General features: G+C 55.1%; 13 protein-coding genes. 11 read left to right on the forward strand and 2 right to left on the reverse strand.

Features of this window, described 5'->3' with window-relative positions; genetic code table 11:
* Window positions 1-50: 50 nt before the first annotated feature.
* Both ABID47_RS16505 and ABID47_RS16510 read left to right on the forward strand, forming a co-directional pair.
* A complete protein-coding gene (locus tag ABID47_RS16505) occupies window positions 51-407 on the forward strand; it encodes an ArsR/SmtB family transcription factor (protein WP_076166780.1) in 357 nt (118 codons plus the stop codon).
* A gap of 4 nt (window positions 408-411) precedes the next feature.
* Window positions 412-903, forward strand: coding sequence for an SRPBCC family protein (locus ABID47_RS16510; RefSeq protein ID WP_354498252.1), 492 nt, complete (start codon window positions 412-414; stop codon window positions 901-903).
* Between the two features lie 110 nt (window positions 904-1,013).
* Here ABID47_RS16510 and ABID47_RS16515 read toward each other — a convergent pair whose 3' ends face one another.
* Window positions 1,014-2,984, reverse strand: coding sequence for a glycoside hydrolase family 127 protein (locus ABID47_RS16515; RefSeq protein WP_354498254.1), 1,971 nt, complete (start codon window positions 2,982-2,984; stop codon window positions 1,014-1,016).
* Between the two features lie 137 nt (window positions 2,985-3,121).
* Between ABID47_RS16515 and ABID47_RS16520 the strand changes: the two genes are divergently transcribed.
* The 5 genes from ABID47_RS16520 to ABID47_RS16540 all read left to right on the forward strand — a co-directional run bounded on the left by ABID47_RS16520 (window position 3,122) and on the right by ABID47_RS16540 (window position 9,268).
* Window positions 3,122-3,934, forward strand: coding sequence for a helix-turn-helix domain-containing protein (locus ABID47_RS16520; protein ID WP_145134158.1), 813 nt, complete (start codon window positions 3,122-3,124; stop codon window positions 3,932-3,934).
* Window positions 3,935-4,279: 345 nt separating this feature from the next.
* Window positions 4,280-5,470 (forward strand): cytochrome P450, encoded by a 1,191-nt coding sequence (locus ABID47_RS16525; RefSeq protein ID WP_354498256.1) that lies wholly within the window; start codon window positions 4,280-4,282, stop codon window positions 5,468-5,470.
* Between the two features lie 279 nt (window positions 5,471-5,749).
* Window positions 5,750-7,120, forward strand: a complete 1,371-nt coding sequence (gene dnaA / locus ABID47_RS16530) for a chromosomal replication initiator protein DnaA (RefSeq protein WP_354498258.1) — start codon at window positions 5,750-5,752, stop codon at window positions 7,118-7,120.
* 97 nt (window positions 7,121-7,217) lie between these two features.
* A complete protein-coding gene (locus tag ABID47_RS16535) occupies window positions 7,218-8,207 on the forward strand; it encodes a quinone oxidoreductase family protein (protein ID WP_354498260.1) in 990 nt (329 codons plus the stop codon).
* Window positions 8,208-8,428: 221 nt separating this feature from the next.
* Window positions 8,429-9,268 (forward strand): helix-turn-helix transcriptional regulator, encoded by an 840-nt coding sequence (locus tag ABID47_RS16540; protein WP_354498262.1) that lies wholly within the window; start codon window positions 8,429-8,431, stop codon window positions 9,266-9,268.
* A 139-nt stretch (window positions 9,269-9,407) separates the two neighbouring features.
* Here ABID47_RS16540 and ABID47_RS16545 read toward each other — a convergent pair whose 3' ends face one another.
* A complete protein-coding gene (locus ABID47_RS16545) occupies window positions 9,408-10,613 on the reverse strand; it encodes an MFS transporter (RefSeq protein WP_354498264.1) in 1,206 nt (401 codons plus the stop codon).
* Window positions 10,614-10,740: 127 nt separating this feature from the next.
* Between ABID47_RS16545 and ABID47_RS16550 the strand changes: the two genes are divergently transcribed.
* The 4 genes from ABID47_RS16550 to ABID47_RS16565 all read left to right on the forward strand — a co-directional run bounded on the left by ABID47_RS16550 (window position 10,741) and on the right by ABID47_RS16565 (window position 15,381).
* Window positions 10,741-11,997, forward strand: coding sequence for an aminotransferase class I/II-fold pyridoxal phosphate-dependent enzyme (locus ABID47_RS16550; protein WP_354498266.1), 1,257 nt, complete (start codon window positions 10,741-10,743; stop codon window positions 11,995-11,997).
* Between the two features lie 352 nt (window positions 11,998-12,349).
* Window positions 12,350-12,889: a MarR family winged helix-turn-helix transcriptional regulator gene (locus ABID47_RS16555; RefSeq protein ID WP_435530640.1), complete on the forward strand. Its 540-nt coding sequence runs from the start codon at window positions 12,350-12,352 to the stop codon at window positions 12,887-12,889.
* 34 nt (window positions 12,890-12,923) lie between these two features.
* Window positions 12,924-14,378, forward strand: coding sequence for an aryl-sulfate sulfotransferase (locus ABID47_RS16560; RefSeq protein ID WP_354498270.1), 1,455 nt, complete (start codon window positions 12,924-12,926; stop codon window positions 14,376-14,378).
* Window positions 14,371-15,381, forward strand: coding sequence for an ABC transporter substrate-binding protein (locus ABID47_RS16565; protein ID WP_354498272.1), 1,011 nt, complete (start codon window positions 14,371-14,373; stop codon window positions 15,379-15,381). Before ABID47_RS16560 ends, ABID47_RS16565 begins: the two co-directional genes overlap by 8 nt.
* The last annotated feature ends 13 nt before the right edge of the window (window positions 15,382-15,394 follow it).

The raw sequence follows: 15,394 nt of genomic DNA on the forward strand, positions 1-15,394 counted from the left end.
GACCGCCGCAGGGCGGATTCGAGAAGAGGGAGGGGAGACAGCTTCATCTTATGGCAAATGATACGTTTTCCGCACTGGCAGATCCAACACGTCGCGGCATCCTCGAATTGCTGGCCGGGAATCCCGAACTATCCGCCACACAGATCTACGAACGTTTTGATGTAAGCCCGCAGGCCATTTCTCAGCATCTGAAAATCCTTCGGGAAACGCAGCTCGTCCGGGTTGAGAAAAGGGCGCAGCAGCGCATCTACTCGTTGAACATCGATCCGGTCAAAGAACTCGAGCATTGGGCACAAGCCATCCGGCAGCAGTGGGATGGAAGACTTAATGCCATGGACCGTGTGCTCGCTGAAGAGATGGCCAAACGAAAAGCCAATCAGGCGAATCATGAAAATAAAGGAGAATGAATAAATGAATCATCATGCCAGCAAGCAGGAGCTCGTCATTACCCGTGTGTTTGATTATCCGGTCGATTTGGTCTGGGATGCCTGGACGGATCCGAGCCTGGTCATGAAATGGTGGGGGCCTGCCCATTTCAGCTCACCATCGTGCAAGATCGATCTTCGCGAAGGGGGAAGCTACCTGTTCTGCATGCGCGCACCGGAATCCTTCGGCGGGCAGGATTATTACTCTGCGGGAGTGTACAAACGAATCGTTCCGCAGCAGCGTCTTGAATTTACACAGGTTCTGGCCGATGCGGAAGGAAACGCAGTTAAGCCTTCCGATGTCGGCATGCCGGAGGACTTCCCGGCTGTGGTCGATTTCGTCATTGATTTCATCTCGAAGGGCGAACAAACCGAGCTGATCATCAGGGAGTCCAACTGGAGCCCGGGTCCAATGGCCGACAACGCGGTTACGGGCATGAACCAGTCTCTCGACAAACTTGCCGCAAGTTTGACTTAACTATGCTTTCACACATTCAGGAAACGATATATAGAAGAAAAAAACGCCCCAGATTCGTATCTGGAGCGTTTTTTGTGCTGCAATGCCTTCTTGCGGCATGTTGATGAACATCAGCTTTCGCGAATCCAAACCGTCATTTCGCCAGGTTCCCGGTTGCCCCATAGCGTATACGGGACGGCCCGGAGGCGCTGCTGTTCCAGCTGCGGCCGCGACGTGCTGTAGAGATCGTTCGGCGCTTCCGCCGGCGTGCCGGTTCGAAGGCCATCCGCCTCGATTACGGCGACACCTCCGCGCCATTCGTCCATGACGACCTGCAGCTCTGCATCTGCCGGCAGACTTAGAGAAGCGAGCGTGGCTCCGTTGTCGGTCTCCTCCAGGCAGTAGACGAGCGGGCCGCGCTGCAGCGCAACCTTTCCGCTGCTGGCGCGCAGGTTCGGGTGGGCGTAGATCCGCCGTGGCTGCATATCAAGCTCAAGCTCAACTACGTCACCGGCCTGCCAGTCCCGGCGAATATAGGCATAGCCGTCACGCAGCTCGTACTGGGCAGGCTGGCCATTCACGCGGATCGCGCTTGCGGCAGACCAGCCGGGAAGACGAAGTGCGATCGTGAAGTCACCCGCGCCATCCGCTTCCTGCACGTTCAGGCGAACCTTGCCTTCCCAAGGCAAACGGCTCTCCATGTCCAGCTGAACGCTGCGGCCGGCCGCCTCGTGGCTGATTTGGCTGCCAATATACAGATGCACAAAGAGTGCCTCGTCGCTCGCCGAATAAATGTAATGACCGAGCGAGGACAAGAGGCGTGACACGTTTGGCGGGCAGCAGGCGCAGCCGTACCATTTTTGCCGGACCGGCTTGATGTGACGCTTGCCTGGATTGCCTTCGCTGGCCGCCGGCCACACTTCCATCGGGTTCACGTAAAAATAATGCTTGCCGTCGCCGGCAATCCCCGCGGTTACGGTGTTATACAGCGCACGCTCCATCACATCGGCGTATTCGCCCTTCACTTCATTCTGAAGCAGCCGCTGGGCAAAAAAGATCAGGCCGATCGATGCGCAGGTTTCGCTGTAGTTTGTGTCGTTCGGCAGGTCGTAATCAAACGTAAAAGCCTCACCGTGATGCGTGGACCCGATACTGCCTGTGACATACATTTGCTTTTGCACAATGTTGTCCCACAAGCGGCGGCAGGCTTCCAGCAAAGCGTTGTCTCCCTTAAGGAGAGCCAGGTCGGCCATGGCCGTATACATATAGACGGCTCTTACCGCATGGCCTGTCGCGACTTCGTGTTCCCTCACCGGCTTATGCGCCTGGTGGTAGGCAAGATTTACAGGACCCTTCTGAACGACACCGGGTGCCCAGTGCGAAATCCGGCCCCGCCGTTCAAATTCCTCCTCAAAGAAATTCGGCTCCTTCCCGCGTTCATCGATCAAAAAGCCGGCTAGATTCAGGTATCTAACTTCGCCTGTAGCATGGTACAGCTTGACCAGGGCAAGCTCAATTTCCTGGTGACCGTCGTAACCCCGGATTTTGCCTTCTTCCGGCCCAAAACGGTCATCGATATGGTCGGCAATCTTGCGCGCAATGTCGAGAAGCTCGGTTTTGCCTGTTCCGTAAAAATAGGCGACCGCTGCTTCGATCAGGTGGCCGGCCGTATACATTTCGTGGCAGTCCATCAGATTGGTCCAGCGCTGATCGAGCTTGTCAATCGTAAAATATGTGTTCAGGTAACCATCTTCCTGCTGTGCGGCTCCGATCAGTTCGATCGCTTCGTCGGCGACTTTTTCCAGATCGGAGTCTGGGGATTGGGCGAGCGAATACCCGACCGCTTCCAGCCATTTGTACAGGTCGGTGTCCTGAAACACGAATCCGGCAAAGCTTCCTTCCTCGAGTCCTGCGGCAATCCGGAAGTTGCGGATCGCATGGCTGGGTTCAGCATCGGGAACACGGTCATTCAGGGCTTCCCACTGGTAGGGAATCACGGTATGCTTGATAAGATCCACATGATTGGACCAATAGGAATCGGTGATGCGGACGGATTTCAAATCAAGCGGCTGTGGATGGGTTGGCGCATTTTTGGTAGACAAGTTTTCGTTCACTCCTAACATCATCATCTGCAGCTTTATCATATCGAATCAAGCCAAGGATTGTCGGTAGTGGAACGTGCATAAAAAGTGTCATTAGCCCACTAAATTGATTTTTACAGTCGAGCAGGAGGATTGTCATGCTGCCTATTTATCTACAACAACCTTACAAGCTCCAAATGGGTGGACAATTTGTCAGCGATGAGGACTGGTCCCATATGGAACGGACCATTTCCGATTATGAGCTGATTATCGGTGTTGCGGGGGTGGTCTTTCTCGAAGCCGGCGGCCAGCTGTACGAAGTGAAGGCAGGAGACATGCTGCTGCTGCGGCCGGGTGAGAAGCATCGTGGATACAGGCTGTCTTCCCCCGGCGTTTCATTTTACTGGTTTCATTTTTTGCTTCCTCCGGAGACGGGCGGAGAGCCGGACGGGGCCATACCTCATTATGCGCACTGCCCGGAACCGAGCCGCGTTCACATTTTGGCCAGGCAGCTTCTGCACGCGGCGAGCGGGGGATACCGGCTGAAGCAGGCGGGGGACTATTTTCTGACGTCGCTGCTGATTGAATTGGCGGAGCAGCTGCAGGATGCGGGCGCATCTGAAGCGATGGACCCCCGGCTGTCGGAGCTGCTGGAATGGACCCGGCTGCATGCCCTCGAGAGGCATATGTCCGTCGACCGGGTCGCGATGCACATGGGGTATAACCGCAACTATTTGTCCCGGATGTTCAAGCAGAGATTCGGTACGGGGCTCAGGGATTATATTCACCGGATCCGGCTGGAAGCGGCAAGGGAGCTGCTTGTGTCGAGCAAGCTGCATATCAAGGAAATTGCGGACAGGGTCGGCATCGAAGACGACAAGCAGTTTATTAAATGGTTCAAGCGTCTCTCCGGCGTTACACCGACGGAGTACCGTCAGGCGTTTTCGGCAACGCGTCTGAACAAGACGTAGGGATCGATGACATCGGTCCCCTGGATGCCGGCAAATCGGGCTTCACGGGGAAAATGATTCTTCCGGACTCTGTTTTTTTGGGTAACACAAACTATATGGCCCTTTTGGCCGTGTCTGCATCCGGATCATCCGTACGAATAGAGGTGCATGTAATGCTTTAGTACCTCCCAAAAATACATCCTGGGTAAGTCGAGACTCCCATTTGAATCGTGCTATCATTTTTTTAGACCGTTGTTTGCAAGCTGCCGAACATCGTGAACGACGGCCTTCAGAAGAACCTGCATAAGTATATGCAGCAGAATTTGCACACGATTGCACGATACTTGAGGAAAGGATTTGAACTCGATGATCCAGGAAAAATACGCCAACATGCTGAACATGGCCGAGGTTTCGACCCCGGACCGAATGTTATATCCCTTTGATATCCTCCGCCAGCTTAGACAAGAAACGCCAGTGCGCTACGACAGCAGCCGAAACTGCTGGGACGTCTTCCGCTATGAAGATGTGCAGCGCATTTTGAAGGATCCGAAAACATTCTCCTCTCAGCGTGGAGCAGGCGCGGGCGGTTCCATTCTGTTTATGGATCCGCCCAAGCATAAGCAAATGCGCGACCTGGTCAGCAAAGCGTTTACGCCCAAGGCGATTCAAGAGCTGACCCCCCGTATCCAGTCCATCGCCGAGCAGCTGCTCGATTCGGTAACGGATGGAGCCATGGACATTTCCGGCGAATTCGCCACTCCGCTGCCGGTCATCGTCATTGCCGAACTGCTGGGTGCTCCGAAGGAAGACCGGAACAAGTTCAAGCACTGGTCCGATATTCTCGTGGAAAGTGCCGACGACCTCACCGACGAAGCATTCCAGCGGATTACCGACAAGCGGATGAAAGCGATGGGAGAGCTGTCCGAGTATTTTAAAGGAATTATGGCGCAGCGGGCTGAAGAGCCGCAGGAAGATCTCGTAACTGCGCTGCTGAACGCTGAAATCGAAGGAGAGAAGCTGTCGGAAAGGGATATTATCAGCTTCTGCGTGCTGCTGCTGGCTGCCGGAAACGAGACGACGACAAACCTGATCACCAATGGCGTGCGCGTGCTGACCGAAAGACCGGAGCTGCAGGAGCAGCTGTATCAAGCGCCGGACCTCATCCCTTCCTTTATAGAAGAAGTATTGCGCTATTACCCGCCGATCATCGCGATCGGACGCAAAGCCGCGGAGACGGTACAAATCGGAGAGCATACGATTGAGCAGGGAGCGCAGGTCATTTCCTGGGTTGGGGCCGCCAACCGCGACGAGTCCCGGTTCGACGACCCGGACGGCTTCCGTCTGGACCGCAAACCGAACCCGCATATGACGTTCGGCTTCGGTATCCACTTCTGTCTTGGGGCTCCACTGGCCAGGCTGGAAGGGAAAATTGCGATTCAGGCGCTCCTCGATAGATTCAAGGATCTGCGCAGAGCCGCGGACGCTGAACTCCAGCCGATCCAAAGCTCCTTTGTCTTCGGCGTCAAACATTATCCGATCGCGATGAGCCGCAGATAGAGTCAGGTATCCTTAGGAGTGCTCCTTGATTATTTCATAGAGCATAACCGGCATGGGGAACTGACAGATTGCATTTTCGGGAGCTGTCCATATTTCTTGGAGGCTCCCGGATATGCTAGAATAGAAAATAGCAGCTTGTACATAAGCATGATGATCTAAGGCATCCCTTTACTGCGATGGTTCCAGGAACAGCATTTGCAGGGAAGAACGGATGCTTTTTTGCGTAAGCCCGCCGGGATGATCATTTCGTTTTACCGAAGTATAAGGAGTTGAGCGCCCGTGGAAAGGCAAGTCGAAGAATTGTGGCACCAGGTCCTGTCCATGATTCAAAAGAAGATCAGCAAGCCCAGCTATGATACGTGGCTGAAATCGACGAAGGCCGTCAGTCTGCAGGATAACGTCCTGACGATCAGCACGCCCAACACGTTTACGCAGGAATGGCTGGAGAATCGGTATACCAAGCTCATTTTGACAGCGGTTCGCGAATGCATGGATACTCAGCCGGAGCTTCATATCATTACCCAGGATGAGCTGGAGACCGAGAGAAGATCCGCATTACCCGAACCGGCTGCCCTCATAGAGGATAATATCCTGAACGATCCAGCTTTTGCCGCCATGCTGAACCCAAAATACACCTTCGATACGTTCGTCGTCGGACTCGGCAACCGTTTTGCCCATGCAGCTGCACTGGCTGTAGCGGAGGCGCCGGGCAAGGCGTATAACCCGCTGTTTTTGTACGGCGGCGTCGGCCTGGGGAAAACCCACTTGATGCAGGCGATCGGCCACTATGTGCTGGAGCACAATCCGCAGGCGAAGGTGCTCTATTTATCCTCCGAAAAGTTCACCAACCAGTTTATCAATGCCATCATGAACAACCGCGGCGAAGCTTTCCGTAACAAGTACCGCAACATCGACGTGCTTCTGATCGACGACATCCAGTTTATCGCCGGCAAGGAGCAGACACAGGAAGAATTTTTTCATACCTTCAACGCCCTTAAAGAAATGGGGAAGGCGATCATCATTTCCAGCGACCGTCCGCCCAAGGAAATCCCCACCCTGGAGGAACGGCTGCGTTCCCGCTTTGAATGGGGACTCATCACGGATATTCAGCCCCCGGATCTGGAGACCCGGATCGCTATTCTGCGCAAGAAGGCGAAAGCGGAGCATCTTGACATTCCGAACGAAGCGATGGTATACATCGCCAGCCATATTCATACGAACGTACGTGAGCTCGAAGGGGCTCTCATCCGCGTCATCGCTTATTCCTCGCTCGTGAACCAGGACATCACCGTGCATATGACAGCCGAAGCATTAAAAAATATGATTTCACAGTCGCGTCCCCAAATGATCTCGATCCAGGACATCCAGGAGCGGGTGGGAGATTATTATGGTCTGCGCATCGAGGATTTTAAAGCACGGAAACGGACAAGAGCCGTAGCTTTTCCCCGGCAAATCGCCATGTATCTGTCCAGGGAGCTGACCGATTACTCGCTGCCCAAAATCGGGGAAGCTTTTGGCGGCAGGGACCATACGACCGTCATCCACGCCCATGAAAAAATCGCCTCGGTTATTCGTGAAGACCAGGAGATTCATCAAATCGTAAGCCGGTTGTCCGAGAACATTAAAAGCCGCATCCAACCGCGAGTGTAGCCTGTTATTTTTTATACCCGTATAATCTGAACCTGTCTGCCTCATACCCTCCTTGGTAAGATAACGGCATAAACCATCTACCAGGGAGGTTCTTTATATGAAATCCATCGTCATTGAAAGAGCGGGCGGAACAGAAGTGCTTAAGGTCAGGGAAATGCCGGATCTTGCTCCAAGATACGGGGAAATGATCGTGGATGTGGCGTATGCAGGCGTCGGGCTCGTGGATATTTTGATCCGCAAAGGCGGGTTTACGGAGCTGTTTCCGTTTCCGGTGATTCCGGGGCTTGAGGTGTCCGGATTCGTCCGCTCAATCGGGGACGGCGTTGAAGGGTTCCGGATCGGCCAGCCGGTCGCTTCCATGAAGCTGCTTGAGCTTGGCGGATACGCTACTCAGGCCAGAGTGACGCCGCAGCTTACGGTTCCGCTCGATTCGCTCGAGGGAGATCTCGATATGGCCGAGGCGGCAGCCTCCATCGTCAACTTGACGACTGCTTACTTCGCGGTCAAACAGGTGAACCGGATAAGGCAGGGGGACACGGTGCTGGTTCACGCCGCCGCAGGCGGACTCGGCAGCTTTCTGGGGCAAATCGCCAAACGGTTTGGCGCTGGGAAGGTGCTGGGGACGGTAGGTTCGCCGGATAAAATCAAACTGGCCGCACCACTCGGATACGACGAACTGCTGCTGCGCTCCGATTTTGTGAGCGAAGTGAAGCGGATCGCGGGAGTACAGGGAGTCGACGCCGTATTTGACCCGGTTGGGGGCGAGACGCGGGCACGCAGCCTCGAGCTCCTGAGACCGCTGGGACAAATCGTCGCTCTGGGCAACGCCAGCGGAGGCGAGCTGGCGCATCAGAGCAACGAGATTTGGCTCGGCAACCAGAGCATCGCCGGTTTTAACTTGGGGGCGTATGCCATGTATGATCCGGTTGGCGTTGGGCAGGCGGCCAGGGAAGCGCTGCAGCTGCTCGCCAGCAGAGAGGTCCGCTCGGAGGTGCACGGCATTTACCCGATGGAGGACGCCTCTGAGGCGCATCGTCTGCTCGAAAGCGGCCAAACGACGGGCAAACTGGTGCTGCAGATGGGCTAAGCGCGGCAGGTCTTTGCTCTGGCGTTCTATGCCACAGGTATTGTCAGACTACAGCCTATGAATAGCCCCTTGCCTGCCTGAAAGTCTGCATCTGCAACCGTATATATGAGCCTCTTGCCCGCTTGAATGCGGAGCGGAGGCTTTCTTTTACGGCGGGGTGGATGATATCATCTGAATAGTAGAGTTCATGGAACGTTGTACAACTTGGAGGTGCTGCTTCAATGATGCAAACCCGGAATCTGCTCGGGGAATTTTTGAAATCGCGCAGGGAAAAGCTTCAGCCGGCGGACGTCGGGATTAGCGGGGGATATGGCAGAAGAAGAACCCCCGGACTTCGCCGTGAAGAGGTGGCAGAAATCGCTAATGTCAGCACCACCTGGTACACATGGCTGGAGCAGGGGAGAGACGTGGCTGCTTCCAGGGAGGTCATGGAGAACATCGCCAGGGCGCTGCTCCTGTCTCCTGACGAGAAGCTGCATGTCATGCGGCTGGCGGGATTCGGCGATCTTCCGGACTGGTCCGCGCCGGCTGCCGTCCCGAAGTTGGAGCCGGGACTGCAGAAAATCATTGATCAGCTGCGCTATCCCGCCATCTTAGTCAACCGCCGGACCGAAATTATGGCTTGGAACCGCCAGGCTCCCCGGCTGTTGTATGACTTTCTGGAAGATCCGGTCATGGGCCGCAACATGGTCTGGTCCATCTTCATGAATCCGTATTTGCGGGAACGCGTCCTGAACTGGGAAGAGTTTGCCGGTTACAGCGCCGCCATTCTCCGCGCGTATCATGGCCAGTCGAAGGGGGACCCGTGGTATGAGGCGTTTGCCCAGAAGTTGTCCGAAGAAAGCCCGGAATTTGCGGCGCTCTGGGATTCACACGATGTACGGGAGAAGCAGGTACAGCCCTTCGTGCTGAACCATCCGGGCCTTGGGCCATTATCTTTTGAAATCAACACGTTTGCTCATATTAATGGCAATGAAGACCTGCACTGCTGCGTCTATTCTCCGCTGGCCGGAACCGGAACCGAGGAGAAGCTGGATCTGGACACGCAAAAAACGCCGTAGCCGGACGACCGGCTGCGGCGTTTTTAAGAGATAGGAAAGTATGAACTTCCGAGGTCAAACATCCTTATTTCGCTAGAAAAACTTCCTCTAAAAGCGGCTTGTCTCCTTTGAATGTACGTCGATTGGCTACATCGAACGGCTACATCGTGTGAATCCGGGCGGCAGTCCCGATACTTAAATGCTCTTGATCCAGCTGATGGCAGCGGGCCGTTACGGCAAAAGCACCGATCGAAAAAGCCAGTGCCGCCCACGGTAAATAGGCCAAACCGATGCTGTCGACGACCAGGCTGCCGAGCAGGGAGCCACAGGCGATGCCAAGGTTGGAGGCCACCGGCATCAGGGTGGAAGCGAAGTCCTTGGACCCGCCGGCCGATGCGTCGGCGAGATCGATTAGATACAGCTGAACGGCGGCGCTCAGGGCGTAGGAGAACAAGGCGATGAGCATCAGGCAGAGAACGGCTGCCCAGGTGAAGCTCAGGGTCAAGGCAAGGGCCAGCATCATCAGGCTCTGAACGATAAATACGATTTTGAGCTTGGACCTCGAATCCCCTTCGGCTACCTTGGCTCCGATCCAATTGCTCAGGATGGTCAGGCCGCCATAACCGAGCAGCACAGCGCTTGTCCACTGCTTCGGAATGCCGAGCACGTTCTCAAGAATAGGTGTGATATAAGTATAGACGATAAAGACCGAGCCCACGCCGAGCACCGGAATCAAGAAAGCCATCCGGATGCGGCGGTTTGCGAACAAGGCGAACTGCTGTTTCATGGAGCTGACGCTGACGGTATCGCTTTTCGGCAGAACCGATGCGATGATGAACAGCGGAATGATGCCCACCGCGGAGGTGACGATGAATGCCGCCCGCCATCCGAGCAGCTGGCCGATATAGGTGCCGACCGGCACGCCCAGGACGTTGGCGATCGAGAAGCCGCCGATGATCCATGCGACGGCGCCTGCTCGGCGGGAAGCCTGGATGTGTTCGCTGGCCGCGGCAATGGACAGTGACAAGGTCAACCCGCACAAAATGGCTGTGATGACCCGGATCACAAACATCAGGGCGAAATTGCCGGCGAAAATCGTAAGGGCGTTCAGCACGAGCAGGGCAGCATAGCCCGACAATATGGTCACATGCCGGGGGATGCGTCCCAAGAGGCTGACGGCAAACGGTGTGCCGACCGCATAAGCGATGGCGAAGCTGGATACGAGGATGCCGGCGGCCGCCAGGGATACGCCCAAACTGACGCTGATGTCCTTCAGCAGGCCGACGATAACGTATTCGGTCGTCCCCAGCACGAACGCGGCAAAAGTGAAGGCAAAGATCAGAATGGTTTCTTTTTTAGTTGTCATGGTTCTCTCTTCTCCTGGATGTCTGTTTTTTTCTTTGATCTTACAGGATGAAAGGCTTTTCAAGTCAATAAAAAAATTGTCGAACGGTGCGGTGGGCTGAAGGAGCCTCGCTTAAAAGCATGGTATAATGAAAGGAAAAAGCAGGTGGACGGAATTGACGAATCATACATCCAGACCTTGGCGCGCCGATAAGCTGTCGCGTTTAGGTTCCTCTATTTTTGCGGAGGTGGCTGTTTGGAAGAAAGAAGCCGAAATGGCCGGTCGTGACCTGATCGACTTAAGCATCGGCAGCCCGGATCTCGGACCCACGGATGCGGTGCGCCGCGCCCTAAGCGAAGCTGTGCTTGACGAAAAAAACTATACATATCCCGGCTCGGCGGGCAGCGATGCGTTCCGGGAGAAATGTGCCGCATGGATGGAGCATCGCTTCAATGTGCGCCTGGATCCGAAGGCGGAAGTGCTGTCCCTCATGGGTTCGCAGGACGGGCTGGCGCATTTGGCCCAGGCGATCTGCAATCCCGGCGATCTCGCGATCGTCCCGAATCCGGGATATCCGATTTATGCCGGTTCGCTGGCCATTGCAGACGTGAAGGCATATGAATTGCCGCTTCGGGAGGAGCATGATTTCCTGCCCGATTTGGAGAGCATCCCGGACGAAATTTGGGAGCAGGCGGTATTTATCCTATTGAACTTCCCAGGTAATCCGATTGCGGCAACGGCGGACCGGCCGTACTTTGAACGGCTTGTCGCCTTGGCTCGAAAATGGAACGTGTTGATCGTCCATGACCTGGCCTATTCGGAAATGGGCTTTGACGGTTACCGGCCGCCCAGCATTCTGGAAACCCCAGGTGCAATCGAAACGGCCGTCGAGTTCCATTCGTTCTCCAAGAGCTTTAATATGGCGGGCTGCCGGATCGGATTTCTGGCCGGGAACCGCGATGTCCTCGCTTCGCTGTTGGAGCTGAAGAACAACATCGATTACGGCGTCTTCGGACCGATCCAGACGGCGGCGATCGCTGCGCTGGAGCAGGCGATGGCCCCCTCTCAGTCCACTGCCGGGGTGGCCGGTTTGTACGAACGCCGCCGGGACGCGCTGATCGATGCGCTCGCGCGGGTGGGCTGGGCCGTACCCAAGCCGAAGGCGACGATGTTTGCCTGGGCGAAGCTGCCGGCAGCTTTCCTGGAAAGCGCTGAGCACTGGAGCTCCCGGCAGTTCGCCCGGGAACTGCTGCTGGAAACAGGGGTGGCCGTGATCCCCGGGGACGGATTTGGTTCGGAAGGGGAAGGTTATGTGCGGATCGCCCTTGTTCAGGAGGAGGCGCGTCTGCGTGAAGCGGCCGCGCGGATCGGACAATTTATAACGATGCACGGAAACGCAAAATAGCATGTGACATACCTGTCTCTATGACAGAACAACCCTGCTCTTGTGAGCAGGGTTTATTTGTTTATTAATTAAAAACAAAAATTGATTTTTAATTCCTACTTGACAGGTGAGAATAATTGGTTTAATCTTACGTCAAGGAAATCGATTAACATTCATTTAATGAGTAGTCATTATTTTAACATTAAACTAAATATCAGCCGATTGGTCCACCAAAGGCTCCTGTAATCCATACCGCTTCTTGCGGTGATGGCATTCGGGGGCCTTTTTGTATATCAACAGACACGTTGATGCGGATGGCCGCTACTCCATGGGGAGAGCGAGGTGGTGGTTGATGAATGGTGAAAGGAGAGATATGGAAGAGAAGCAGTGGCTTCTGATGGAGGAAGCCGATTGGCATTTTCGTAGGCTGGTTCGGAGATTCGTCAAGGAACGTGACAAAGTATCGATTGAAGGCGTGTCCCTTCCCGGGATGCTCGTGCTGAACGCGATTCTGCATGAAGGCGAGCAGAAGCTTGGGGATCTGGCCGAACGGCTGGATTTCACCACAGGCGCGGTGACCGCGGTTTGCGACAAGCTGGAATCGCTCGGCTTCGCGCAGCGAAAGCGCCTGGAGACCGACCGCAGATCCGTTGTCCTGGACATTACGGATAAGGGCAGGGACATGCTTGCACGCAACCGGGACGCAGGTACATACATGATTGAACGCATCTTTGGAGGCTTTACGGCCAAGGAACTAGAGGAACAAATCGTAAATTTCAAAAGACTCTACGGGCATTTGGAAGGCTTTGCCGACGCCGTGCTGAAGCAGGCGCATCTGCCGGAGAACGCCGAGGAGCCGCCTCCCGGCCACCGGAAGGCAGCGCAGAGACCGAACCGATTTATTTCATATTAAAATCATTGTGAGCAGGGAAGGGAGAACAGATCATATGGGACATCCAACCATTTATCCGACAGGAACGACCGTTTACCAACCAGGAAAGGCATGGAGCGGTTACACCATCTACCAGGCAGCTGACACCGGGGCACTGCTGATCGACATGAACGGCAGAGAAGTGCATTTGTGGAAGGGGCTGCGCGGTTTCCCGAACAAAATATTCCCTGGAGGATATGTGCTGGGCAGCACTGCCGAGCGGGATCCCAAATATGGTTTCCAGGATGAAGCCAATCTGGTACAGGTTGATTGGGACGGCAATGTCGTCTGGAAATTCGACCGGTACGAATGGATCGAGGATCCGGGTCATCCCGCGCAGTGGATGGCACGCCAGCATCATGATTACCAGCGGGAAGGCAATCCGGTCGGATATTATGTGCCTGGAGCCGATCCGAAAGTCGGTTCAGGCAATACGATCATTCTCGCGCATAAAAACGTCAACCGTCCGGAAATTTCGGACGTCGAGCTGCTGGACGACATGATCATCGAAGTGGATTGGGAGGGCAATGTCGTCTGGGAATGGGCCGTCAGCGATCACTTTGAAGAGCTTGGATTTGACGAAGCGGCGAAGGAGGCGCTGTACCGGGACCCGAATACCCGGGCGTTCGGCACCCATTCCGGAGACTGGATGCATATCAACTCCGTCTCGGTGCTCGGTCCGAATAAGCACTATGATGCAGGAGACGAGCGCTTTCATCCGGATAATCTGATTTGGGACGCGCGGGAATCCAACATTATCGCGATCATCGATAAACGGACCGGGAACATCGTATGGAAGCTCGGCCCGGACTATTCCGGAGAAGACACCAAACATATCGGCTGGATTATCGGCCAGCACCATGCCCATCTGATTCCGAAGGGACTGCCGGGAGAGGGCAATATTCTGGTATTCGATAACGGAGGCTGGGGCGGCTATGGCAGCCCGAACCCCGAATCGCCGGATGGCGTCAAGGTGGCGCGCCGCGATCATTCCCGGATTCTGGAGATTCATCCGATTACGCTGGAGATCGAATGGCAGTACACGCCGACCGAAGCCGGATTCCAGGCGCCATTGGACTCTTATCGCTTTTACAGCCCTTATATCAGCTCGGCGCAGCGGCTGCCTAACGGCAATACGCTGATTACCGAAGGAGCGGACGGAAGAATTTTTGAAGTCACGCGGGAGCATGAACTGGTGTGGGAATACATCTCTCCTTATAAAAACTCCAGAGACGCAAATATGGTTTACCGCGCTTACCGTGTACCTTATGAATGGATTCCGCAGCTGGAGAAGCCGGTGGAGACGGAAATCGCTCCGCTTGATGTAGCCGATTACCGGCTGCCGGGTGCGGCACCGCGTGGAGCCGTGACCGCAGTCGAAGTTGAGGGTACCGTATCCTATGGCGATGGAGCCTTCTGCGTAGCGACCACGGACGAAGTCGTCAGGAAGGAACGGGATCAAGATGAGTAGGCATGTGTTTCGACGCATCAGCATAATGACCGCTGCCGTCCTGCTGGTTTCTGTGCTGCTCACCGCATGCGGAACCGCCTCGGGAAAAGACAGCGGGCACCAGCTTAAGGTGAAAATCGCCGATATTTCCACCAACCCGATTTTCCGGGTCGCCGTAAAAAAAGGATTTTTCGAAAAACATGGCATTGATGCGGAGCTGGTCAACTTTGCCACGCCAGCCGAAGGGGTCAACGCCCTGTTCATCAAGCAGGTGGATATTGCCTTTGGCGCAGACTTCCCGTTGTTGAATGCCGTCAGCAAAGGCGACTATGCGATCTTCGCTTCTTCCGGAACGGCAACGGATCTGAGCGCAAGCGAATGGAAAATGTTCGCCCGTAAAGAGATTGCCGGCCCCGCCGACCTGAAGGGCAAGAAACTGAGCTACTCGCGCGGAACGTTCATTCCTTATTTGTGGGACGTTTATTTGCAGCAAAACGGCATTGCCTTGAAAGACGTCACGCTGGTCGGGCAGGGAGGATTTGACGAAACGTATGTGGCGCTGAAAAAGGGCGAGATCGACGCGGCCTGGGTGTACGGCTCGGTGCTGAACGACAAGTTCGCCGCGCTGTCCGAAGCGCATGAGCTGTCGGATATGTCCCAGACGCCTGTCCGGCTCGGTACAGGTCTGATCGCCGGCACCAAACTGATCCAGGACCACCCGGATGAATTGGTCCAACTACTGAAGGCGCTTGACGAAACCTCCGACTACGTCCAGGCACATCCAGACGAAACGGCCGACATTATGTATGACGAAGTGAAGCAGCCGAAAGAGGCCACGCTTAAGGATCTGCCGAAAAATCCGTGGAAGATCGGCTTCACCCAGCAGGCTTACGACGGGCTAGCCGGCCAGAAAAAATATATGGTGGAAACAGGCATTATTGAAAAGGATTTTAACCTGAACGACAAGCTGAATTTGGACCTGGTGCGCAAAGCGTTCCCGGACCGCGTGATTGAGTTGAAATAAGGAGGCTGGGATG

The sequence above is a fragment of the Paenibacillus favisporus genome, assembly GCF_040545415.1.
GTDB lineage: Bacteria > Bacillota > Bacilli > Paenibacillales > Paenibacillaceae > Paenibacillus_AQ > Paenibacillus_AQ favisporus.

Coding starts and splice junctions, on each gene's coding strand:
- ABID47_RS16505 (WP_076166780.1), top strand. CDS start 51: ATGGCAAATGATACGTTTTCCGCACTGGCAGATCCAACACGTCGCGGC.
- ABID47_RS16510 (WP_354498252.1), top strand. CDS start 412: ATGAATCATCATGCCAGCAAGCAGGAGCTCGTCATTACCCGTGTGTTT.
- ABID47_RS16520 (WP_145134158.1), top strand. CDS start 3,122: ATGCTGCCTATTTATCTACAACAACCTTACAAGCTCCAAATGGGTGGA.
- ABID47_RS16525 (WP_354498256.1), top strand. CDS start 4,280: ATGATCCAGGAAAAATACGCCAACATGCTGAACATGGCCGAGGTTTCG.
- ABID47_RS16535 (WP_354498260.1), top strand. CDS start 7,218: ATGAAATCCATCGTCATTGAAAGAGCGGGCGGAACAGAAGTGCTTAAG.
- ABID47_RS16540 (WP_354498262.1), top strand. CDS start 8,429: ATGATGCAAACCCGGAATCTGCTCGGGGAATTTTTGAAATCGCGCAGG.
- ABID47_RS16545 (WP_354498264.1), bottom strand. CDS start 10,613: ATGACAACTAAAAAAGAAACCATTCTGATCTTTGCCTTCACTTTTGCC.
- ABID47_RS16550 (WP_354498266.1), top strand. CDS start 10,741: ATGAAAGGAAAAAGCAGGTGGACGGAATTGACGAATCATACATCCAGA.
- ABID47_RS16555 (WP_435530640.1), top strand. CDS start 12,350: ATGGAAGAGAAGCAGTGGCTTCTGATGGAGGAAGCCGATTGGCATTTT.
- ABID47_RS16560 (WP_354498270.1), top strand. CDS start 12,924: ATGGGACATCCAACCATTTATCCGACAGGAACGACCGTTTACCAACCA.
- ABID47_RS16565 (WP_354498272.1), top strand. CDS start 14,371: ATGAGTAGGCATGTGTTTCGACGCATCAGCATAATGACCGCTGCCGTC.